11 protein-coding genes are annotated in these 22,551 nt (G+C 67.6%); 5 read left to right on the top strand and 6 right to left on the bottom strand.

Annotated elements, in window-relative coordinates:
* Nucleotides 1–48: 48 nt before the first annotated feature.
* Nucleotides 49–1,623, bottom strand: coding sequence for a sodium:solute symporter (locus AOZ06_RS44915; protein WP_054294946.1), 1,575 nt, complete (start codon nucleotides 1,621–1,623; stop codon nucleotides 49–51).
* On the bottom strand, nucleotides 1,610–2,761 hold the full coding sequence (locus tag AOZ06_RS44910) for an anhydro-N-acetylmuramic acid kinase (protein WP_054294945.1): 1,152 nt from the start codon (nucleotides 2,759–2,761) through the stop codon (nucleotides 1,610–1,612). The genes AOZ06_RS44915 and AOZ06_RS44910 overlap by 14 nt, the downstream gene beginning before the upstream one ends.
* A 115-nt stretch (nucleotides 2,762–2,876) precedes the next feature.
* Here AOZ06_RS44910 and ftsY point away from each other — a divergent pair, with 115 nt between their 5' ends.
* A complete protein-coding gene (ftsY, locus tag AOZ06_RS44905) occupies nucleotides 2,877–4,151 on the top strand; it encodes a signal recognition particle-docking protein FtsY (RefSeq protein ID WP_054294944.1) in 1,275 nt (424 codons plus the stop codon).
* A 1,760-nt stretch (nucleotides 4,152–5,911) separates the two neighbouring features.
* Entirely contained in the window at nucleotides 5,912–9,157 is a 3,246-nt protein-coding gene (locus AOZ06_RS44900; RefSeq protein ID WP_054294943.1) for an FG-GAP-like repeat-containing protein, read from the top strand.
* 60 nt (nucleotides 9,158–9,217) lie between these two features.
* On the opposite strand, the gene AOZ06_RS44895 is transcribed toward AOZ06_RS44900, so the two are convergent.
* From AOZ06_RS44895 to AOZ06_RS44885, 3 genes are all read right to left on the bottom strand, one after another.
* Entirely contained in the window at nucleotides 9,218–9,703 is a 486-nt protein-coding gene (locus tag AOZ06_RS44895) for a hypothetical protein (RefSeq protein WP_054294942.1), read from the bottom strand.
* Nucleotides 9,704–9,706: 3 nt separating this feature from the next.
* Nucleotides 9,707–15,871, bottom strand: coding sequence for an RHS repeat domain-containing protein (locus AOZ06_RS44890; protein ID WP_083472353.1), 6,165 nt, complete (start codon nucleotides 15,869–15,871; stop codon nucleotides 9,707–9,709).
* Between the two features lie 293 nt (nucleotides 15,872–16,164).
* Nucleotides 16,165–16,905: an IclR family transcriptional regulator gene (locus tag AOZ06_RS44885; RefSeq protein ID WP_417999921.1), complete on the bottom strand. Its 741-nt coding sequence runs from the start codon at nucleotides 16,903–16,905 to the stop codon at nucleotides 16,165–16,167.
* A 99-nt stretch (nucleotides 16,906–17,004) separates the two neighbouring features.
* Here AOZ06_RS44885 and aceB point away from each other — a divergent pair, with 99 nt between their 5' ends.
* Genes aceB through AOZ06_RS44870 form a run of 3 tightly spaced genes read left to right on the top strand, consistent with a single transcriptional unit; the run spans nucleotide 17,005 to nucleotide 21,944 of the window.
* A complete protein-coding gene (gene aceB, locus AOZ06_RS44880; RefSeq protein ID WP_169799072.1) occupies nucleotides 17,005–18,543 on the top strand; it encodes a malate synthase A in 1,539 nt (512 codons plus the stop codon).
* On the top strand, nucleotides 18,543–19,742 hold the full coding sequence (locus AOZ06_RS44875) for a DUF6986 family protein (protein ID WP_054294939.1): 1,200 nt from the start codon (nucleotides 18,543–18,545) through the stop codon (nucleotides 19,740–19,742). Before aceB ends, AOZ06_RS44875 begins: the two co-directional genes overlap by 1 nt.
* The gene (locus AOZ06_RS44870) at nucleotides 19,743–21,944 is read left to right on the top strand and encodes a molybdopterin cofactor-binding domain-containing protein (protein ID WP_054294938.1); all 2,202 of its coding nucleotides are present in this window, start codon (nucleotides 19,743–19,745) and stop codon (nucleotides 21,942–21,944) included.
* A gap of 3 nt (nucleotides 21,945–21,947) precedes the next feature.
* Here the strand turns inward: AOZ06_RS44870 and AOZ06_RS44865 are convergent, their stop codons facing one another.
* Entirely contained in the window at nucleotides 21,948–22,499 is a 552-nt protein-coding gene (locus AOZ06_RS44865) for a TetR/AcrR family transcriptional regulator (protein ID WP_054294937.1), read from the bottom strand.
* Nucleotides 22,500–22,551 lie beyond the last annotated feature (52 nt).

Below are 22,551 nucleotides of genomic sequence, written 5' to 3'. Positions count from 1 at the left end.
CAAAGGTTCTCCCACAATAGACGTGCGCGGGTGCGGGAGGGGTTCACTTCAGGCGGCCTTGGCCGGTGCGGGCTCCTCCGTGGTCGGCGGACCGGCGGGTTCCCGGTGCCGCAACGAAAGCAAGCCACCGACGATCAGCGTGATCAGCACGCCCAGCGCCGGGTACCACGGGTAGGCGAGGCTGACCGACGACCCGGCCGGTTTGCTGAAGTCCACGCCGATGAGCGCACCGGACGCCTTGTCGAACTTCAGGGCGAGGATGACGAACGCCATCACCGCCACCGTGACCAGGAACGCCACGATCGCGTCGAACTGCCTGGCTCTGCGGAAGATCAGCCCGAGCAGGAACGCGCCGAGCAGCGCGCCGGACGTGAAGCCCGCGATGGACAGGCCCTGTTCGACGATGGGTTCGCCGCGCTGGAAGAACGTCGCGAACAGGCCGGCGAACACGGTCAGGATCGCCGCCCACACCAGCGTCCAAATGCGACCCTGACGGAGGATCTCACTGTCGGTGAGCGGGCGCCGCTTCACCTTCTGGATCACGTCGGTGACCGTGGACGACGCCAGCGCGCCCAGCGACGAACTCAGTGCGGCCGCGAGGATCCCGGCGAGCACGAACCCGGACCACCCGGACGGCAGCTCCTTGATGATGAACGTGGGGAACAGCTCGTCGTTGTTGCCCAGCCCGAGGCCCTTGGTCGGCGACTGGCCGTTGTAGAACGCCCACAGCATCACGCCGATGAACAGGAACAGCGCGAACTGGAAGAACACGACGATGCCGCTGCCGATCAGCGCCTTCTGGCTGGCCTTGACGTCCTTGGTCGCCATCAGCCGCTGCACGATCAGCTGGTCGGCGCCGTGCGACGACATCGACAGCACCGCGCCGCCGATCACCGCCGTGATCAGCGCGTACTGGTTGCTCAGCACCGGCGAGGACAGGTCGAACAGCTGGAACTTGTCGGCGTCGACGGCCTTGCCGAACCAGCCGTCCGGCAGCTTGCCGGCCAGTGCGACGATCACCACGGCGGCGCCGAGGATGTACCAGAGCATCTGGATCGCGTCGACCCAGACGACCGCGCGGACACCGCCGAAGTAGCTGTAGACCACCATCGCGACACCGAGCGCGACCACGATCCACCAGTAGCTCACGTCCGGCATGCCCAGCTCGGCCAGCACGACCTTGATCGGGATGGCGGTGGCGAACAGCCGCAGACCGTCGGCGAGCAACCGCGTGAACAGGAACGTCACCGACGCGGTGCTCTGGATCCCGCTGCCGAACCTCTTGCCGAGGAACGCGTACGCCGTGACGAGGTCACCGGCGATGTACTTGGGCAACAGGACGAACGAGACGACGATGCGGCCGATCACGTAGCCCAGCGCGAGCGACAGGAACGTCATCCCGCCCGCCTCGGGGGTGGCCAGGTAGGCGACGGTCGGCACGCTCAACACAGTCAAGGTGGACGTCTCGGCGGAGACCACCGAGAGACAGACGACCCACCACGAGATCTTCGACTCGCCGACGAAGTAGTCGTCGGACGATTTCTGTCTGCCGCCGATCAGGATCCCCAGCAGCGGCATCCCGACTAAGAAGATCGCGATGATGGCGAGATCAAGAACGCGCAAGGTGCCCTCCCAGTTTTTCCACGACTCGCAGTTGGCTCACGTTGTCTGCCGCTGGGGCGGGCATGCGCAGCGGATCGCGGCCCGGCGTGATGCCGCCGAGCAGCCGCGGTCCCGCGCCGGTCCGCGGGTCGGCGGGGATGCCGTGCCACGTCAGGAAACCGAGCAGGGCGGTGAGGTAGGCCTCCTTGGCGCCGCTCGGGATCCCCAGTTCATCACTGGTCACGACGTCCAAGCGGCGAGCCAGCGCGGCCATCAGCGCGGGGTTGCGGACCCCGCCGCCGGACGCCACGACACGACGCGGTCCGCCGGGCCCGGCGCACGCGTGCGCGACCGTGACCGCGGTCAGTTCAGCCAGCGTCGCCATCAGGTCGGCCGCGCCGACCTCGGGCACCTTGGCCAGTTCGGCGGTCAGGTAGCCGGTGTTGAAGTGTTCCTTGCCGGTCGACTTCGGCGGGTCCAGCCGGTAGTACGGGTCGGCCAGCAGCTGCTCGAGCAGGTCCTCGCGGACCGAGCCAGCCAGCGCGAGCGCGCCGTCCTCGTCGAACGGCTTGCCGGTCAGCATTTCCGCGGCCGCGTCGAGCAGCGCGTTGCCGGGGCCGGTGTCGAACGCGATGTCGCCAGGGAGCGTGATGTTCGCGATCCCGCCGAGGTTCAACGCGATTTCCTCGCGCAGCCACATCCGGTCGAACAGCCCGGCCAGCGGGGCGCCGTGCCCACCCGCGGCGACATCGCGGACACGCAGGTCAGCGACGACGGGCAGGCCGGTCAGTTCCGCGATCCACGCGGGCTGGCCCAGCTGCAGCGTGCCGAGGCACGTGCCGTCCTCCACCCAGTGGTAGACGGTCTGGCCGAGCGACGCGACGACGTCCGCGGGACCGAACTCGCTGATGGCGGTGGCGGCGGCGTGCGCGAAGGACTGGCCGATCCGGGTGTCGAGCTTGCACAGCTGTTCGGCGCTCGTGCCGCGGGAGGCCATGGCGAGCAGCTCGTCACGCAGGTGCGGCGGGTAGCTCAGCTCGGTGTGCCCGGCCGGCGCCAGCTCGATGACGCCCTCGTCGATCCGCATGTCGGCCACGGCGACGTCGATGGCGTCCACCGACGTACCCGAAATCAGGCCGACCACCCGGCAGGAGTCCATGAACGAGTGGTGTATTCCACACAACGGGATAGCGCAAGCCCTGTCGTGAATTCTTGACCTAAACGAGTTAAAAGCCGTTGAAGCTTGTCGAAGCCGTTGATGCGAGGATGGCGCTGTGTCCACCGAACTCATCGTGATCCTCGCGGTCGTCCTGGTCCTGATCGCCGTCGGCGTGGTCACCGGCCTCGTGCTGGCCAAGCGCCGCCGGGTGAGCCTCACCGAGGCCGAGCGCAAGCCGGTCGAGGAGCGGGCGAAGTACCAGGCGGGCGGCAAGTTCGACCTGTCGTCCGGCGGGACCGGGACAGCGACGGTCGAGCCGCCGGTTCACCCGGTCGAGGACCGCACGGAGGTCGACGGCCAGCCGGGCGTCGGTGACGACGCGTCGGTGCCGCGTGATTCCGAGAAACGCGACATAGTCGACATTCCGCTGCCCGCGGCGGAAGAGGCGCCGGTCGAGATCGACGAGATCGAACCGACCGCGGGACGCCTCGAGCGCCTGCGCGGAAAACTGGCGCGGTCCCGTTCGACGTTCGGGCAGAGCCTGCTCGGCCTGCTGGGTGCCGGTGACCTGGACGAGGACTCCTGGACCGACATCGAGGACACACTGCTGCTCGCCGACCTCGGCGCGGCGACAACAGCCGAGATCATCACGAAGCTGCGCGAAGAACTGACCGCGCGCGGCGTCCGTACAGCAGAAGACGCCCGCGCAGTACTGCGCTCAGTGCTCGTAGAAGCACTGCACCCCGAGATGAACCGCTCGGTGCGCGCCCTGCCGCACGACTCCAAGCCCGCCGTCGTGCTTGTCGCCGGCGTCAACGGCACAGGGAAGACCACCACCACAGGCAAGCTCGCGCGCGTACTGGTCGCCGACGGCCGTACGGTCCTGCTCGGCGCAGCCGACACCTTCCGCGCCGCCGCCGCGGAACAACTCGCGACATGGGCAGCACGCGTCGGCGCAGAGGTCGTCCGAGGCAAGGAAGGCGCCGACCCCGCCGCCGTCGCCTTCGACGCGGTGAAGCGCGGAACAGACGCCGGAGTCGACGCGGTACTCGTGGACACCGCAGGCCGCCTGCACACCAAGACCGGCTTGATGGACGAACTGGGCAAGGTCAAGCGCGTGGTGGAGAAGCAAACCAAGATCGACGAAGTCCTGCTCGTACTCGACGCGACCACAGGACAGAACGGCCTCACCCAGGCACGCGTCTTCTCCGAAGTGGTCGACGTCACAGGTATCGTCCTCACCAAACTGGACGGGACAGCCAAGGGCGGCATCGTCTTCCAGGTACAGCGAGAACTGGGCGTGCCGGTGAAGCTCGTCGGACTCGGAGAGGGCGCGGACGACTTGGCGCCCTTCGAACCAGGCGCATTCGTGGACGCCCTACTCGGATAGAGGCGAAGGAACCACCGGCAAATCTGGTTGTCCACAACCGACCAGTAACCCCTTCGACCAGCCCCACCCCCGTTAGACTGGAGCAGGGACGCCCCCCGGGTTGGGTGGGGGACTGTTTGTATAGGTGTAGGGGCTTCGAAAGTTGCGGTGACCAGCTCGGATAGTGAGCGCGCAAGCACGGGACCACCTCGAGCAGCTTGAGCGGTAGCCAGCCCAGCCCCGAGCGGCGTGCGCGCAAGCGCAGGGGTGTGGTTCGGGGTGCTCCTGCCTGTCGGCCTGGGCGTAGCCTAACCGCACGTGTCCGGAGGTCCGGCTGCGTTTGTCGCGGGCGTCAGCGGCGGTCGTACGGGCCTCTTGACGCGTGTGGTTGCCTCCGGCAGGCCGTCGGGCAGGAGCGCCCACGCCTTCTCAGTACACGCATCAAGGTCTCGGCTGTGGTCTGGAAGAACACCCACCGCCGCCTCCTGCCTTGAGGTCTGCCTCCCGGCGAGGGACCCGCTTGTTCCGTGCTCACATCCCAGCTATGACCCGGTGTGTCGAACGCTGCGGTTCAGTGCACGGAACAAGATGTCCCTCGCCGGGAGCAGACCTCGGGGCAGGAGCGGGTGGCCGGTGTCCTTCGTTTCCACGGCTCGGGCCCCAGGGGTGTGTCCTTCGATGCGCGGGCGCTCCTGCCCGACGGCCTGCCCGGAGGGAACCACGGACTGTCAAGAGGTCCGTAGGGCCTGCACTGATGCCCGCGAGAAACGTAGGCGGACCTCCTGACAGACCGTGGTTGGCGTAGCCCAGGCCGACGGGCAGGAGCACCCCCGAACCACCCCTCCGCGCTGGCGCGCACGCCGCTATGGTCAGTCTGCCTGCTTGCGCACGAGCCGCTCGGGGCTGGTTCTGCTCTGGCGCGTGCTCGCCGCTGTTGGTTGGTTGGTCTGTGTTTGCGCGCTCGCCGATCGGGCTGGTTCCTTGCGCGTGGGTCGGTGTTGGTTGGTTCTGTGCTTGCCGCTTGCTGCTGTGGGTTGGTCTCTTGCCCCTGCGCACGGGTCGCTGCGGGTGGTTCTGTGTTTGCGCGCTCGCCGCTGTGAGCCGGTTGCTGCGCTTGCGCGCTCGTCGCTGGGGTGGGTTGGCGATAGCTCGACCGACTGGCAGCCGTCGTTCATGCCGTGATGGGCTGGTCTGTGCTTGTGCACAGCCGTGAACCCGTGCTTGCTGGCTTGGGTTGGAAAGTGCGTGCTGCTTTCATGGGCAAGTGGGTGCACTCTGCGCTGGGGGCGGGAGTGGCCTTGCTTCGGGCTCTGGAGACCGGGCTGTTGCGTTGGCTGTGTCCCGGGTTGGGTGTGGGGTTTTTCGTTTGGCTTGTTTGTGGGCTTGGGGTGGTTCTTGTCTTGCGGGATGACACTGGCTGCAACGGTATGTCTTCTTTGCCCTGAACCTGCGAGGATGCGTTCGCGGGGATGATTGGCCTGGGCTTCAACGGTTCCGTGGGGGGTGCCGCTGCGAGTCCCCGCCTTCGTGTCTGAAGGGGACAGGGCTTGACATCTCGAAGATCCGCGCGTCTTTCTGCGTGCGCGTTGGCATTGGTGTGCCTGCTGGCTGGTGCGCCGCAGGCTTTCAGTCGTCCCGGTGTGTCCGGGCAGGACGTTGCTGTTGAGTTGACCGCGCTGGGGAGCGAGACCACCAGGGTTTTTCAGAACCCTTCCGGCACAAGGACTCTGGAGGAGTTCGTCCGGCCATTCCGCGCTCGTACAGCGCAAGGGTGGGCGCCGGTGGACACCACGCTCGTGCGTGATCCCGACGGCATGGTGCGGCCGAAGGTCACGCCGATGAAGATCCGGCTGTCCGGCGGCGGTGTCAGTGCCCTCGCGTCTCTGGAGCGGGACGGCAAGAGGCTGGTGTTGTCCTGGCCTCGTGTGTTGCCTGAGCCCGAGTTGGACGGCGACACCGCCACCTACCGTGAGGTGCTTCCCGGTGTCGACCTTCGGGTCACGGCCGATGTCGACGGGTTTTCGCAGGTCCTCGTCGTCCACAACGCTGAGGCTGCTGCGAACCCCGAGTTGCGGGAGATCAAGTTCGGTACGTCCGGCCTGCGGGTCAAGGCGGGTGAGAACGGCACGAGCACCGCTGTCGACGACAGCGGCCACGCGGTCTTCGTCTCCGGGCAGCCGACCATGTGGGACACGCCCGCTGCCGCGAGATCCGCTGTGCCGCAGGAGATCGAGCACCGGCCGATGCAGCTGCGGGTCGGGGTGAACGATCTCACTGTCGTACCTGATGCCGCGATGCTCACGGCGCCGGACACGAACTTCCCCCTGTACATCGACCCGTCCTACAGCGGCACGCAGTACCGCTGGACCTCGGTGAACTCCTACTCCCCGGACACCGAGTACTGGACGTCGCAGCGTGATTCCGCGCGCGTCGGCTACCAGAACTACTCGTCCCCGACTTCGCGGTACCGCTCCTTCTTCCAGGTCAACACTGCTCCGATCGCCGGTGCTCAGGTGCTCAACACGTGGTTCGCGGTGACGCTCGACCACTCGGGCGCGTGCGCGGGGACACCCGTCGACCTGTGGCACACCAGTGCGATCAACGAGGGCACGAAAGTCACCTGGAACACCTCCAAGAACTGGTGGACCACCAAACTCGACACCCGCTCCGGCAACGCCAACGAAGGCGGCGGCTGCACGACCACCCAGCCGGACCTGCCGATGGAGTTCGGGTCGGCCGCGCTCAAAACCCTTGTGCAGAACACGGCGAACGCCAAAACCGGCACGCTCACGTTCGGCCTGCGCGCGGCCAACGAGAACGACGCGGCGCAGTGGAAGAAGTTCCTGCCCGCCACCGCGCGGCTGGTCGTGGAGTACAACAACAAGCCGCGTGCGCCGATCGACTTCACCACTGTCCCGCCGACGCCGTGTGGCACGGCTGCGGCGCCGACCGCGTTGAACACGGCCTCGCCGACGTTCTCGACGATCGCGTCCGACCCGGACGGCGACAACGTCCGTGGTCGGTTGGAGATCCTTGACGGCGACACGGTCAAGCACACGATAGACAGCCCGTTGTTCCGTTCCGGTGGCGCGTTCGCGTGGGCACCGGTCGTTGCCGGCGTCCTACCGGAGGACCAGCCCGCGAAGGTGTTCAACTACCGCGCCCGGGTGATGGATACCCTTGCGGCGAGCACGGATTCACCGCGCTGCTACTTCACCGTCGACCGGACGCGCCCTGTCCCGCCGACGATCACGTCAACAGACTTCCCGGACAACACCCCTGTCCGGCCGGTCGGGGAACTCGGCACGGTGACGTTCGCCAGGAGCGGGACGGACACTGATGTCGCGGGCTTCCGGTACGGCTTCCAGCAGGACAAGACCACGATGTGGGTGGCGGCCGACGCGAACGGCGCAGCCACTGTGCCGATCACGGTGTGGGACGACGAATCCAGCCGCCCGCTGTACGTCAGGGCGGTCGACAAGGCAGGCAACATCAGCCCGTCGGCTCCGTCGTGGACGTTGACAGCCAACGTCCGCCCAGTCCCCGGAACGCCGGTTCGCGCGGACACCAACGGTGACCGCCGCGCGGACTTCGCGATGTTGTTCGACCAGGGCAACGGTCGCACCGCGGCGTGGAACTTCCTGTCGACCGGCAGCGGGTTCTCCTCCGGTTACGTCGGCTGGGACACCGATGTCAGCGGCGGCTTCCCGATGTACCGCATCAAGAGCGCGAACGGTGACTTCGACGGCGACGGCCGCAGCGACATCGCCGTGCTGCGCGAAGACCCGGACCGCAAGGTGCGGCTGTACCTGCTGCGGTCGGACAGCAACCGCTTCAACGCCGAAAGCGAACCCGCCTGGATCGGCGACTACCGCCTGTCCCACCTGCGGATCACGGCAGGGGACTTCGACGGGGACGGCGACGACGACCTCGCCGTGTTCCAGGGCCTTGCCGGGGCACAGACCAAACTGTGGATCCACAAGCCGGGCGGCGGCGTGTTCTCCGCCCCGGTCCAGCAGTGGGACAGCGGCGCCAACGGCTTGGACGTCAACCACTTGACGCCGGTCGCGGGCGACTTCGACGGCGACGGTGACGACGACATCGCTGCCTTCCGCGGCGCCCCCGGCACCACGCAGACCAAGTTGTGGCTGCACACCTCGAACGCCGGGACGTTCGCGGCACCGGTGTCGCAGTGGGAAAGCACGGCGTTCGACCGGTCCAAGGCCACGTTCGTGAGCACGAACGTCAACGGGGACGCCGCGGGCCGGGACGAGATCGTGGCGGCCCACAACCGTGGCGCGAACTCGACCCAGTTCCAGATCCTCACCGCGGGCACGAACACCTGGGCGACCTCGGTCGGCTGGGAGAGCACAGCGTTCGACGCGCTGAAGTCCTCACTGGCAGCCGGGGACTTCAACGGCGACGGCAAAGGTGACATCGCGACCCTCTACGACACCGGCAACGGCCAGCGCCAGATGTACACGTTCGCCTCGACAGGATCGGCCTTCGCGGACAAGCGAACCGACTGGCAGGGCGCGGTCGCGAACGTGGCGGACGAGGTGTACATCGAGCCTGGCCGCAAGTACCGCCTGCAACCGAGTCACAGCGAGAAGTGCTCGGGTGTCCCGTCCGGCAACACCGCTGACGGTGGGGCGTTCCAGCAGCAGGACTGCGTCGCCTCGGCGGCGCACCAGCAGGTCGAGCTGGACCGGGTGGGCAGCACGCCGTACTTCCAGGTCAAGACGGCCGCGGGCAAGTGCCTGGACGTGCCCGGCTGGAAGCAGGAGGACAACATCGGGATCACGCAGTACACGTGTGAACCGACGGGCGCACCGCAGGCCAACCAGCAGTTCCGGCTGGACTACGTCAGCGGCAGCGGAATGGACGTGGTGGTCCAGCCGCGGATCGTGCACAGCGACAAGTGCGTGGCCGTGAGCGGTGCCAGTACCGCGAACAACGCGGCTGTCGTGCAGCAGGCGTGCTCCAGCGCGGCGAACCAGCGCTACATCCTGCGAATCGAACCCTGAAAAACCTCGTGAGTGTTTTGGCCGGTTAGAACCGGCCAAAACACTCACGAGGTCATTTTGTCAGCTGTAGCGGGGGAAGTCCTCGGCTATCCAGCGCAGGGCCTCCTCGGGGGAGTCCTTGACCGCTTCTTTCAGGAACACGAGGATGTCCAGCCTGCCGACGTCCTCCAGCAGGACGGCGAGCGCACGCAGCTCCTCCCACCTGTCCGGATCCGGGTTCGCGATCTCACGGGAAGCCAGCGCCTCCAGTTGCGGATCACGCATGTCCGGGCGCAGTCCCGCCAGGATGGACCTGGCACGGGCCGCGGACGGCGACTCGCCGAGCGCCGCGTGGAACAGTTCCGGCAGCAGCGCCTGAACCAGTTCCGGCCGCTCGGCCGCACGATCCCCGATCAGCCGCAACGCCGTCTGGTGGCTGCGACCCGAGGCGAAGACCGCACGCAGCCTCGCCACCAGGTCGTCGTCCGCCAGCACCGCGTCGCCCGCGTCACGGTAGGCCGCAGTGGCACGCTCAAGCGCTTTCCACGCCTTGTCAGCTTTGTCCACTGCTCATCCCTTGGGTTTCGTGCTCTTGATTTTCCGCACATACTCCCACGGCAGGCCTTCGATCTTCGCCTTGTACTCGCTGAACGGCATCCGGCGAGTGGCGTAGATCGTGTGGTGACCGGGCGGGTTGTTGTCGTTCACCCAGTCGAGGCCTTCCGGCAGTTGCGTGCCGCGGGGCAGGCGCCACATCGGACCGCCGCTGGTGTTGCGCGCCAGCGCGTCCTCGTTGTCGAACGTGGACTGGCCGAGGTGTTCGCCCTTCTTGTTCGGTTGCGGCAGGACGTCGTCCCCGTCGAGTTCGAAGTCGTGACCGGCTCTCCTCGGGTTCACCTGCGGCCCGACCGTGGTGTTCTTGCCGGTCGCGACGAGCTCCGGCGAGGGCTCGCGCTTCTTCTCCTTCTGCTTCTTGCGGGGTTTCTTGGGCTGCTCCCGCTTCTTCTTGATCTTCTCCTTGATCTTCTTGTAGACGCGCTTGACCTTCTGGATCGCCTTCTTGATGCGCTGGACGTTCTTCTTGCCGATCCACTTGGCGATCTTCTTCTTCGCTTCTTTCCAAACCCTGGACTTCTGGATCTTCTTGATGATCTTCGGCACCCAGACCCGCACGGTCTTGACCACCATCACGGTCACCCAGCGGGCCACCTGCACCCACTTGATGCCGATCTTCTTGGCCAGCCACGCGAGGCCCTGCACGATCTTCTTGCCGACCCAGACCATCACGCGTTTGAGCACCGGCACGACGAACCGTTTCAGCACCGGCACGAGCACCTTGACCGCGACCACCCGTGCCACGATCACCCAGAACCGGCCGTCCGGGTCGGAGTACGTGGTCGGGTTGTTGTTGGCGTAGGCGTACGCGTTCATCTGCTGCGGCTCGGTGTAGTCGATCTCCGGGTCCGCTGAGATGAAATTGCCCGTCGACGGGTCGTACGCGCGTTCGCCGACCTGCGTGAGGCCCGTGTCGGCGTCGATCGTGCCGCCGACGAAACCCTGCTGGCTCGGCCACGACGCCGGGGCGCCGCCACGCACGGAGCCGAACGGGTCGGTCCGGCGGCGCGTCACTTCCTGGGTCTGCTCGTCGATCGTGACCTCGGCCGTGCCGACGTGGTTGGGGTCCAGCCAGTGCAGCCGGTTGTCGGCGGTACGGACGGCGATGGTCTCGTCGTCGTGCACGTAGTGACGCGTGCCCTGCGCCACGCCCGCGGGCGTGAGCAGGACCTCGGTGGTGCCGAGATACAGCGTGGTTCCCGTGCTGTCACGGCGGATCAGGCGTTCGCCGTCCGCGTCGTACAGGTACGACGTGACCTTCGAGCCCTCGGTGACCTTGGTCAGCTGGCCTTCGAGGTCCCACTCCAGGGCCTGGCCCTTGCGAGCGGTGGTGTTGCCGTTCGGGTCGTAGCCGTAGTCGTCGACCTTCGTGCCCTGCGGCCCGTTCGTGGTCACCTTCTGCACTGCGTGCGGACGGGCCTGGCCGGGCTCCGGGTACGAGTAGGTGCTGGACGTGGTCTTGCCGTCCGGTGTCACCTTGGTCTCGCTGGTCCGGTTGCCGGCCTTGTCGTAGGTCCACCCGTGCCAGTACGGCGCAGGGCCGCCGAGGTTCGCCGAACTCGGTGGCGTGCCGCAGTTCCCGTCACGAGGAGTCCACGCACCGGTCATCCGGCGCAGGTAGTCCTGCTGGAAACACTGGGTGTCGGCCGGTTCCCCGGTGTCGGCGCCCGGCTGGTTGTGGATCCGGGTGATGTTGCCTGCCGCGTCGTAGGTGAACTGCGTGTTCGCCACCGTCCGGCCGGGCGTCTCGCGCTCGGTCACGGTACGCAGCAGCCGTCGGGTACCGATCTCGTACTCGGCGGACCGCTTGACCCACTTGCCACCCGCGGACAGCGTGACCTGCTGTGGCTCCGAGTACGGGGTGTAGGTGGTGTTGGTGACGTACGACGTCTTGCCGGACAACGTGGTCGGCAGACCGAGGCTGTTGTAGCCGTAGGTCAGCGTCTCCTCGGTCAGCCCACCCGCTGCGGGCATCGTCGCCGTGGCGACGTCACCGTCCTGCCGGTAGGTGGTCGAGAACTTGTACGACCCGGCCAGTTTCCCTTCCGACTGCGGGATGTTGATCGTCATCCCGGTCGGCCGGTTCCCCGCGTCGACACCGGTGATCGACTGGGTGTACGCGTTGCCGTTGACGTACCGCGTCGACGACACCGACACGCCCGGGACCGGGGTGCCGTCCGCCAGCTTGTCGAACGTCCACTCGGCACGCTTCGGCCCGGCCAGTGTTCCTTCGTGGATCGCGGTGTTGCGGCCGATCTCGTCGTACGCGAACGCCAGCACGTTGCCCTTGGCGTCCTTCTTCGTGGCGACCTGGTCGCCGTCGTCGTACGTGAACTCGGTGACACCGCGGTCCGGGTCGGTCGTCTTGACCTCACGGCCGAGCAGGTCGTACTCGTGCCGCCACACGTTGCCCGCCGGGTCGGTGACGGTCTCCAGCTGGCCGTGCGGGGTGTAGGTGTACGTCGTCTTGTCGTACTCCCCGGCCGGCGACTTGCCCTTGTACTGGCGCAGTTCGACGAGCCTGCCCTCGGCGTCCATGATCTTGCTGGTCGGGGTGGCCCCGTCCGGCGGATCGACGTCGTACCGGCCGCCCGCGTACGAGTGCGTGGTCCGCCACTTCTCGACGCCTTCGACCTTGAAGATCTCGGCTGTCAGACGGTCCTGGCCGTCGTACTCGAACACGGTCTGCGCGGGCAGCATCGCCTCGTCCGGCGCGACCACGTCGGTGCCGGGCGGGGCGTCGTTGTAGTACGGGCCGTTCGTCTTGATTTCGAGACCACGCGAGTCGTAGATCGTGTCGGTGATGACACGACCGCCACCCGGTGCGGGGTCCTGCGACTGCCGTTCACGCATCTGGCCGTCGAGCAGGTCGATATCGGTGACGTACTGGCCGTCGGGCTGGAGCGTCTTGTTGATGACCGCGTTGGGCCCGTTGGCGCGCACCAGGTAGCTGTGTTCGGTGCTGGGGCTCTGCGAGCGGTTGCGGCCCGGCAGCCACGACTTGGTCACGCGGCCGAGCGGGTCGAAGACCTTCTCGGTGCGTTTGCCGTTGGTGTCGGTGATCGCGGTCGGCTCGCCCCACGCGGGCTCGTACTCGGTGCTTGACTTGTGCCCGAGCGGGTTGGTGGTCGTGACCTTGGTCAGCGGACCGCCCACACTGGACTCGTACGTCGTCGTGCTCTTCTTGCCGAACACGTCATACGCCTCGACGGCACGACCGTAGCTGTCGTACTTCGTGCGGCCGACGGTCTTGAACGTCGGCGCGCCGTTGGCCCAGCCGTTGAGCTCGTCACGGCGCGTCGGCTCACCACGAACCGGTGCCGCGCCCAGGGTCTCGTTGTCGTCGTAGTACGTACGCTCGACGTCGACGAGGTCCGCGGGCAGGTTGGGCGTCTTGTCACACGCGACCCGGACCGTCTCCTCCTGGTACTCCACGTCCAGGACGTATGTCTGCGGGTTGTGCGTGTAGCTGTACCGAGTGCACGTGTCGTCGTTCGGGTTGGCCAGGTCGTGCAGGTTCTCCGACCGGATCAGCAGGCCGTTGTCGTCGAAGGCGTTGTTGGCGCCCGACTTGAACTGCGTGCCGTCCGGGTGCACCTCGGTCTGCCGGATCGCGGACTCACCGGTCTTGCGTGCCTTGGTGGTTCCCCAGCTGCGGACCCGGGTCGCGGTCGGTGCGGACACCCACTGGTCGCTGATGGACCGCTCGGTGACCTTGCCGCCGACCTTGTCGTAGGTGATCTTCTCCCGCTCGGCACCGGCGAGTTCGTTGCTGTCGTCGATCGCGACCCCGTTGGAGTCGACGACCTTGACGTCCTTCACGCCACCAGCGGAGGTCTTGTCCTCGTCCATGCCGCGGAAGAACAGCGTCTCGGTCTGCTCACGCTCGCCGCCGGCCTGGCCCTTGAGGGTCTGGACCCGGTCGTAACCACGCCACTGCGACCACGACTTGCGCTCGGCCGGGATCAGGCCGTCTTCCTCGTCGTGGTGCCACGCGGGCGTGCCGACGTACTTCATCTCGGTGACCTGCGGCGCGAGGCCGGTGGTCAGGTCCTTCTCGGTCACGTCCGAGACGACGTACTTGTGGAACCAGTCGAAGCGTTCCTTGGCGAGGTCGTCGAGCGAGTCGGGCGTCCACTTCAGCGGGTGGCAGCGTTTGGCGTTGCTGTCCTCCACCGGCAGGTTGCCCGGCGCGGCGCACTCCTTGGGCAGGTAGTTCACCGCGATCTCGCCGCCGGTCTCGGTGCGGATCGCCTTGAGCCGCCACCAGTTCATCGGCGGGATGCCCTCGATGCCGTCCACCCGGTTGGGCATCTGGACGCCGTCGAAGTTGACCTCCGGCAGTGCGGCGGTGCCGCCGACCAGGCCGGTCCGCTTGATCGACGCCAGCCACATCCCGGCCCTGGTGCCGTCGCCCGGGGCCGGGAAGGAGTGGGTGAACGTCCACTCGTCGACGTTCTTGAAGGTGCCCGCGTTCCACACCTTGGTGGTCACCTTCGCCAGCCGCTTCTGCGACCAGAACGTCGGGGTGAACTTGTTGTTGCAGTTGGTCGTGCTGGTGCACTGCTGGTCGAGCGGGGTGTCCGGCCAGTTCTGCGGCTTGCTCGTGACGCACTCGCTGCCCGGGATGCACCGGTCGGCGACGGTGAAGGCGACCTGGCCGACCGCGGGCTTGGTGTAGACCTCGCCGTCCTTCTGGCCGTAGTCGATGCGTTCGAGGTAGCCGTCCCGCACGTAGCCGCTGACCTTGGTGGCGGTCATGTTGCGGGCGTAGTTGTTGGTCTCGGTCTTGTAGAAGTAGCTCATCGTGTTGCCGTTGGCGTCCACGACGTAGTCGAGGTTCCACCGCCACGCCTGCTGGCACCACGAGGTGTCGAACGACCCGGCCTTGTAGCAGTCCTCACCGGAGTGGTTGCCGTACACCGGCGCGGTCCACGTGGAGTTCGTGGTCGCCTTGCCGGTGGTCCAGCCCGGGAGCTTGTTGAGGCCGAAGAAGTACTGCGTGCCGTCCTTCGTGGTGATCTTCCACGACTCGCCGTCGTTGTCGCCGTTGTCCTTGCCGGACACACGCTCGATCTTCGACCCGTCGTCGCTGCGCAGCCGCCACGCACCCGTGGCGTCGTCACGGACCAGCTCGCCTCCGCTGCCGTTGAGCTGCAACGTGGCGTTGTCGGTACGCCAGCACAGGTCGCCGGTCTTCTTGGAGTTGTTGCTGTCCTTGGTGTCCGTTGAGCAGCTCGCGTACCGGCGCTCGATGTAGCCGCCGGGGTTGAAGTCGAAGCCCTCACCGGCCCAGCCCGGCTGGTTGTTCGTCGCCGAGGTGTGCGCGTCCACCGAGCCGGACGAGTACGACAGCGACATGTCGGGGTCGGGGCCGTCCAGCGCGGGCGGTGCGTCCAACTCGTACCGCCACGAGAAGTCGCCCGACGACGCGCCCGACGACCAGGTCGAACCCGGCGACAGCGTGGACGCCTGGAAGTCACCCGCACCCGAGGACGGGCCCGCGGTGACCGCGAACAGCTGGTTCGCCTGCGGTGTCACGTCCGCGGCGAGTGTGCCGTTGCCGTCGTTGCGTGTGCTGACGGTTTTGGGTTGGCAGTCAACAGCTTCCGGTGTGGTCAGCGCGCAGTCCGGCAGCACGGCGAGCTTGAGGCGGTTGCCCCAGTCGCCGCCGAAGGCGTCGCGGAAACCGGAGTAGTCGACCTCGACCGACAGCGGCTGGTTCGCCGCGCCCGCCACCCGGAACGCGGGTCCGTCGAGCCGCTTGTCGAGCACCTCGACGCGGATGACGTCGTTGCTCGCCCGTGCCGCTGCGGTTTCTTTGCGGGACACCCGGATCGGGCCGGGTGCGGCTGCGGTGCGCTGCTGCGCGCCGACTTCGGTGACGGAAGGCTTGGGCCATTCGACCTTCGGCGAGCCCCTGAGCGCCTTCTCCTCCGCGGCGTCCGGCCCGCTCGACTGCTGCGCGGGTACGGTCCGGACCGGGATGGACTTCTCACGCTGTGCCGACCACACGGGGTCGGGATCGGCCGCCGCGACCGGCGCGGTGACCGTGACCAGGCCGGCAGTGACCGCGAACGCGATCCCCACTCCCGCCAGCCGGTGTCTTCTTCGAATCATTCGGTTGTGCCCCTCCAGCTAAGGCAAACCCCCCAGGCCCCCGATCCTTGTGGCCAGGAGACGCCTCGGATGACCGTTTTGCACAATGTCGCAAAGTGGTTCTCAAACCGATGATCTTGTGTTAAACCGGTGTGAGTTCACTGGAGTCAGTGCAGCTCAGAGGCTGTCTGATAAAGTGGGAACGGCTGCTCAATCCGATGTTCGGAGTAATCAGCTGTGATATTCACCCGGCATGGCCGGCGGGTGTATATAAAAAGTATCGACAATTGTTTCGGGATGTCAAATCATCGGTTTCAGCCCGACGCGCGGGTGTGCAGGGTTTCCGAGATCGCCTCGGCGATCCGCTGCACGATCGGGGCGACCTTCGGCACGATCTCGTCGGTCAGCCTGCCCTCCGGGCCGGACACGGAGATGGCGGCCGGGCTGGGCGTGCCCTTGACGGGAACGGCGATGCAGCGCACGCCGAGCTCCTGCTCACTCTCGTCGATGGCGTAGCCGCGCGTGGTGACCTCCGCGAGGTGGCGCAGCAGCAGCTCGGGATCCTGGAACGTGTTCGGCGTGTACGCGGGCATTCCCGTGCGCTTGAGCAGCTCGCGGACGTCATTGGGTGCCATCTGGGACAGCATCGCCTTGCCCACGCCTGTGCCGTGCGGCAGCAGGCGGCGGCCGACTTCGGTGAACATCCGCATCGAGTGCCGCGACGGCGCCTGGGCGACGTAGACCACTTCGTCGTGTTCGAGCACCGCGAGATTCGCTGTCTCGCCGACCTCGTCGACCAGATCCGCCAGCAGCGGCCTGGCCCACGTGCCGAACTGGCGTCCCGCGTTCTCGCCGAGGCGGATCAGGCGCGAGCCCAGCGCGTAGCGGCGGTTGGGGTGCTGGCGGACGTAGCCGAGCGCGACCAGCGTGCGGATCAGCCGGTGGATGGTGGGCATGGGCAGGCCGGACGACGTCGCCAGCTCGGAGAGGCTGGCCTCGCCGCCCGCGTCCGCCAGGCCTTCCAGCAGGTCGAAAGCGCGCTGCAGAGACTGCACGCCGCCGTTGGTCCCTGGGGCCAATGCCGTCTCCTCGTCACGTTGAAGTTCCGCTATCCAAAAATTATAGTCCGAAGTGCAGAAGAAAGGAGCACTCCCTTGCCCGATTCTGATCGGATCCTGACGCCTGGGGCCACCGAGTTCCTCGCCGGCCTGCACAGCGCGTTCGGTGCCCGACGAGACGAACTGCTGGCCAAGCGGTCCGAGCGCCGCGCCGAAGCCGCCCGGACCGGGCGGCTGGACTTCCTGCCCGGCACCGCCGAGGTCCGCTCGGCGGACTGGCGGGTCGCGCCCGCGCCGGCCGACCTGACCGACCGGCGGGTGGAGATCACCGGCCCGACCGAACGCAAGATGGCCATCAACGCGCTGAACTCGGGCGCCCGGGTGTGGCTCGCCGACCTGGAGGACGCGAACACCCCGCACTGGGACAACGTGGTCGGCGGCCAGGTCAACCTGTACGACGCCGTCCGCGAGACGATCGAGCTGACCACGCCCGAAGGCAAGCGGTACAAACTCAAGCCGGGCAGGCACGCGACCATCGTCATGCGCCCGCGCGGCTGGCACCTCGACGAGCGCCACCTGGAGTTCGACGGCAGGCCCGCGGTGGGCGCGCTCGTCGACTTCGGCCTGTACTTCTTCCACAACGCGAAAGAGCTGCTCGAACGCGGCAGCGGACCGTACTTCTACCTGCCCAAGATGGAAAGCCACCTCGAGGCGCGGCTGTGGAACGACGTGTTCACGCACGCGCAGCGTGAGCTGGGCGTGCCACACGGCACGATCCGGGCGACCGTCCTGATCGAGACCATCCCGGCCGCGTTCGAGATGGAGGAGATCCTCTACGAGCTGCGCGAGCACGCCTCCGGCCTGAACGCGGGCCGCTGGGACTACCTGTTCAGCGTGATCAAGTACTTCCGGGACGCGGGTGAGGACTTCGTGCTGCCGGACCGCAACTCGGTCACCATGACCGCGCCTTTCATGCGCTCGTACACCGAACTGCTCGTGCGTACGTGCCACAAGCGCGGTGCGTTCGCGATGGGCGGGATGGCCGCGTTCATCCCCAACCGCCGCGACCAGGACGTCACGGCGAAGGCACTGGACAAGGTCCGTGACGACAAGAATCGCGAGGCGGGCGACGGGTTCGACGGTTCGTGGGTCGCGCACCCCGACCTGGTGCCGGTCTGCCAGGAGGTCTTCGACGGCGTGCTGGGCGACAAGCCCAACCAGCTGGACAAGACCCGTGACGAGGTCTCGGTGACCGCTGACGACCTGCTCAACGTCTCCGCGACCCCCGGTTCGGCCACCGACGCCGGCCTGCGCGCCGCGGTGGACGTGGGTGTCCGGTACATCGCGTCCTGGCTGGGCGGCAACGGCGCGGCGGCGATCCACAACCTGATGGAGGACGCGGCCACGGCCGAGATCTCCCGTGCCCAGGTGTGGCAGTGGGTCCGCAACGGCGTCGTGCTGGACACGGGCGCGACGGTCACCGCGGAGCTGGTCCGGGAGGTTCTCGCCGAGGTCCGCAAGGAACTGGACGGTCTCGCGCACCTCGACGCGGCCGCGGAGCTGTTCGACCAGGTCGCGCTGGCCGACGACTTCGTGGACTTCCTCACGCTGCCCGCGTACGCGAAGATCGACTGATGCTGCTCGACGGACCGGCCGTCGCGTCGCTCACCGCTCGCCTGTCCGAAGTGGACCAGCGGCGGGCGGCGCGGTACCCGGGTGGCCGCGGCGGGCGCCAGCCGGTGCACACCTGCTACGTACCCGCCTCGCGGGTCGGGACTGCCACCCCGCGCGACTGGGGCGAGCAAGCGCTTGCGGCCTTCGAGGAGCACGGCTTCGACCTGGCACCCGGCCTGGCCGGCCGGGTCAAGACGAAACTGCTCCGCGAGCCGGTCGAGGACCTGCGGATCGACTTCGAGGACGGCTACGGCGCACCGGCAACCGAGGACGACGACGCCCGGCACGCGGCGGGCTGCCTGGCCGGCTGGCACGCCGAAGGCATCGCGCCGTTCTCCACCGGGCTGCGGATCAAGTCGTTCGACACGCCCGCGCTGCGCGACCGCGGCATCCGGACGCTGGACATCTTCCTGGCGACGCTGCGTGACCTGCCGCCCGGCTTCGTGATCACGTTCCCCAAGGTCACCGCGGCCGAACAGGTCGAGGTCTTCGCCGAGCTGCTCGGCGCGTTCGAGGACCGCCTCGGCTGGTGGCGCGGCTCGCTGACCTTCGAGATCCAGGTGGAGACCACTCAATCCATTGTGGACAGCGATGGGCGGCTCGCCATCCCCGCGTTCATCGCGGCCGGTGGTGACCGCGTGGTCGGGCTGCACTTCGGGACCTACGACTACACGGCAGCCGTCGGCCTCGGCGCCGGGCAGCAGCACCTCGGGCACCACGCGTGCGACTTCGCCAGGCACGTCATGCAGGTCTGCGCGGCCGGAACCGGGATCCGCCTGTCCGACGGGTCGAGCAACGTCCTGCCGGTCGGCGACACCCAGGACGTGCTCGCCGCGTGGAGCATCCACTACGGACTGGTCCGGCGTTCGCTCGAGCACGGCTTCTTCCAGGGCTGGGACATGCACCCCGCGCAGCTGGTCTCCCGGTACGCGGCCGTGTTCGGCTACTACCGGGAAAGCCTGGACCGTGACGCACGACGACTTGCCGCGTACGCCGAACGCGCGGCTGGTGGAGTACTCGACGAACCAGCCACTGCGCAAGCGCTCTCGGCGTCGCTGTTGCGCAGTGTGGACTGTGGGGCGGCGACGGCCGAGGAGATCACCCAGGCAACGGGTCTCTCCATGGACGTGTTGCGCGCGTACCACAGAAGGGCGGTTTAGTTGACCATTCCGGCGACAGCCACCACGCGCGGCGGCATCGGCACGAACGCACAACGTCCCGACGGGGCCCTGAAAGCCCGCGGCGAGTTCGCGTACTCCTCGGATCTCTGGCACGAGGACATGTTGTGGGGCGCCACCGTGCGCAGCCCGCATCCGCATGCCCGGATCACGGCCGTGGCCATCACCGAGGCGCTGAAAGTGCCAGGCGTCCACGCCGTGCTGACGCACGAAGACGTGCCCGGCGCCAACATCTACGGCCTCGAACACGCAGACCAGCCGGTGCTGGCCGCAGATGTCGTCCGCTACCAAGGCGAACCCGTCGCGCTGGTGGCCGCCGACCACCCGGAGACGGCCCGCCGCGCGTGCGCCCGGATCGAGGTCACCTACGAGGTCCTCGACCCACTCGTGGACATGGAGGTCGCGGCGCGCGACGGAAGCGTCGTGAAGCACGTGCGGATCCGCAACGGCCAGCAGGACGTGACGGCTGAGGTGGTGGTCACCGGCTACTACGAAGTCGGCATGCAGGACCAGGCGTTCCTCGGACCGGAGTCCGGTATGGCGGTACCCGCGGTGGACGGCTCGCTCGACCTGTACATCGCGACCCAGTGGTTGCACGTCGACCAACGCCAGATCGCGGTGGCGCTCGGGTTGCCGCTGGACAAGGTACGGCTGACGCTGTCCGGCGTCGGCGGCGCGTTCGGCGGCAGGGAAGACCTGTCGATGCAGGTCCACGCGTGCATGCTGGCCCTGCACACCGGCAAGCCGGTGAAAATGGTGTACAACCGTGAAGAATCGTTCTACGGGCACGTACACAGGCACCCGGCGCGGCTGTACTACGAGCACGGCGCCACCCGTGACGGCAAGCTCGTGCACGTCAAGTCCCGGATCTACCTGGACGGCGGCGCGTACGCGTCCAGCACGGGCGCGGTCGTGACAAACGCGGCCACGCTGGGCATCGGACCGTATGACGTGCCCAGCGTGACCATGGACTGCTGGGGCGTCTACACAAACAACCCGCCCTGCGGCGCGATGCGCGGATTCGGTGCCGTCCAAGCGGCTTTCGGCTACGAGTCGCAAATGGACAAACTGGCAGACGCGCTGGGCATGGACCCGGTCGAGTTGCGGATCCGCAACGCGATGAGCGAGGGCAGCGTCATGCCGACCGGTCAAGTGGTCGACTCGGCCGCACCAGTCGCCGAACTGCTGACGCTCGTCCGTGACAAACCGTTGCCTGTCAGTGGAACTCATCTGACCGACATGCCTGGTGGCGTGTCCAACACGACGCACGGCGAAGGCGTTGTCCGTGGCGTGGGCTATGGCGTCGGCATCAAGAACGTCGGTTTCTCAGCCGGTTTCGACGACTACTCGACCGTACGGGTCCGTCTGGCGGTGATCGGCGGTGCAGCGGTGGCGTCCGTGCACACCGCCGCGGCCGAGGTCGGTCAGGGGCTGGTCACGGTCCTGCAGCAGATCGCACGCAGCGAACTGGGCATCGACATGGTGACCGTCGAACCGATGGACACCAATGTCGGCGACGCAGGCTCAACGTCCGCTTCGCGCCAGACCTACGTGACCGGCGGGGCGTTGCGGGCGGCGTGCGACGCCGTGCGTTCCGAGCTGTTCAAACGAATCGGGCACACGGACGTCACGCTCGACAGCGCCAGGATCGCTGAGATCCTCGGCACGGACGTGATCGACGAGGTCGTGGAATGGCGGCACCGCCCGACGCACCCGCTCGACCCGGACACCGGTCAGGGCAACGCGCACGTGCAGTACGCCTTCGCCGCGCACCGGGCGGTCGTCGATGTCGACGTGGAACTGGGCCTGGTGAAGGTGGTCGAACTGGCCTGCGCCCAGGACGTCGGCAACGCGATCAACCCGGAAGCGGTGCTCGGCCAGATCCACGGCGGCACGGCACAAGGCCTCGGCTTGGCGGTGCTGGAGGAGATCCAGGTGGTCGACGGGAAGGTCCGCAACCCGTCGTTCACCGACTACCTGATCCCGACCGTGCTCGACATGCCGCCGATGGTCGTCGACGTGCTCGAACGCCCCGATCCGCACGCGCCGTACGGGCTGCGCGGTGTCGGTGAACCGCCGACGATCTCGTCCACCCCGGCGATCGTGGCCGCGATCCGGGCCGCGACGGGCATGGCGTTGAGCCGTGTGCCTGTCCGGCCCGAACACATCACGCGAACGTCCTGAGCCTCAGCCGGCCAGTCCGCGCAGTGCCAGCCCGACCTGGTGCATGACCGTGCCCGGGTCTGGCCTGAGCTGCGCGATGCGGATGAGACCGAGCAGCTGGTAGGCGATGTCGTCCGCGGTCACGTCCGGCGCGAGGGTGTGGTCGCTGGCGGAGCGTTCGACGGCCGCGCTGCCGACGGCTCTGAGATGGTCGAGGCATCGTTCGAGGTCCGCGTCCGAGGGTGCCCCGCCTGCCAGCAGGTCGATGGCGGCCTTGTTGGCGATGAGCAGCAGCAGCGTCCTGCCGAAGAACTCGCGGAGCGCGTCGAGCGCTGAGCCCTGATCCGGCAGTCCCGCGTCCGCGAGGTCGGCGAAGTCGTCCCCGGTGATCGCCCGCAGCAGGTCCTCCCGGGTGGGGAAGTGCCGGTACAGCGTGCCGACGCCCACTCCCGCGGCTGCGGCGACCGCGCGCATGTCGACGGCGAGCCCGTGGGTGCGGAAGACGTCCTGCGCGGCGGTCAGGATCCGTTCCTTGTTCGCCACGGCGTCGCGTCGCTGCCTCCGTCCGGTCGTCATGCCCGGAGTCTAGCAAGGTGGAACCTGTGTTCCGTCTTGATGTACGCTGTTG

The organism is Kibdelosporangium phytohabitans (genome assembly GCF_001302585.1).
GTDB classification, from domain to species: domain Bacteria; phylum Actinomycetota; class Actinomycetes; order Mycobacteriales; family Pseudonocardiaceae; genus Kibdelosporangium; species Kibdelosporangium phytohabitans.
This window is presented reverse-complemented; position numbering and strand designations above follow the sequence as displayed.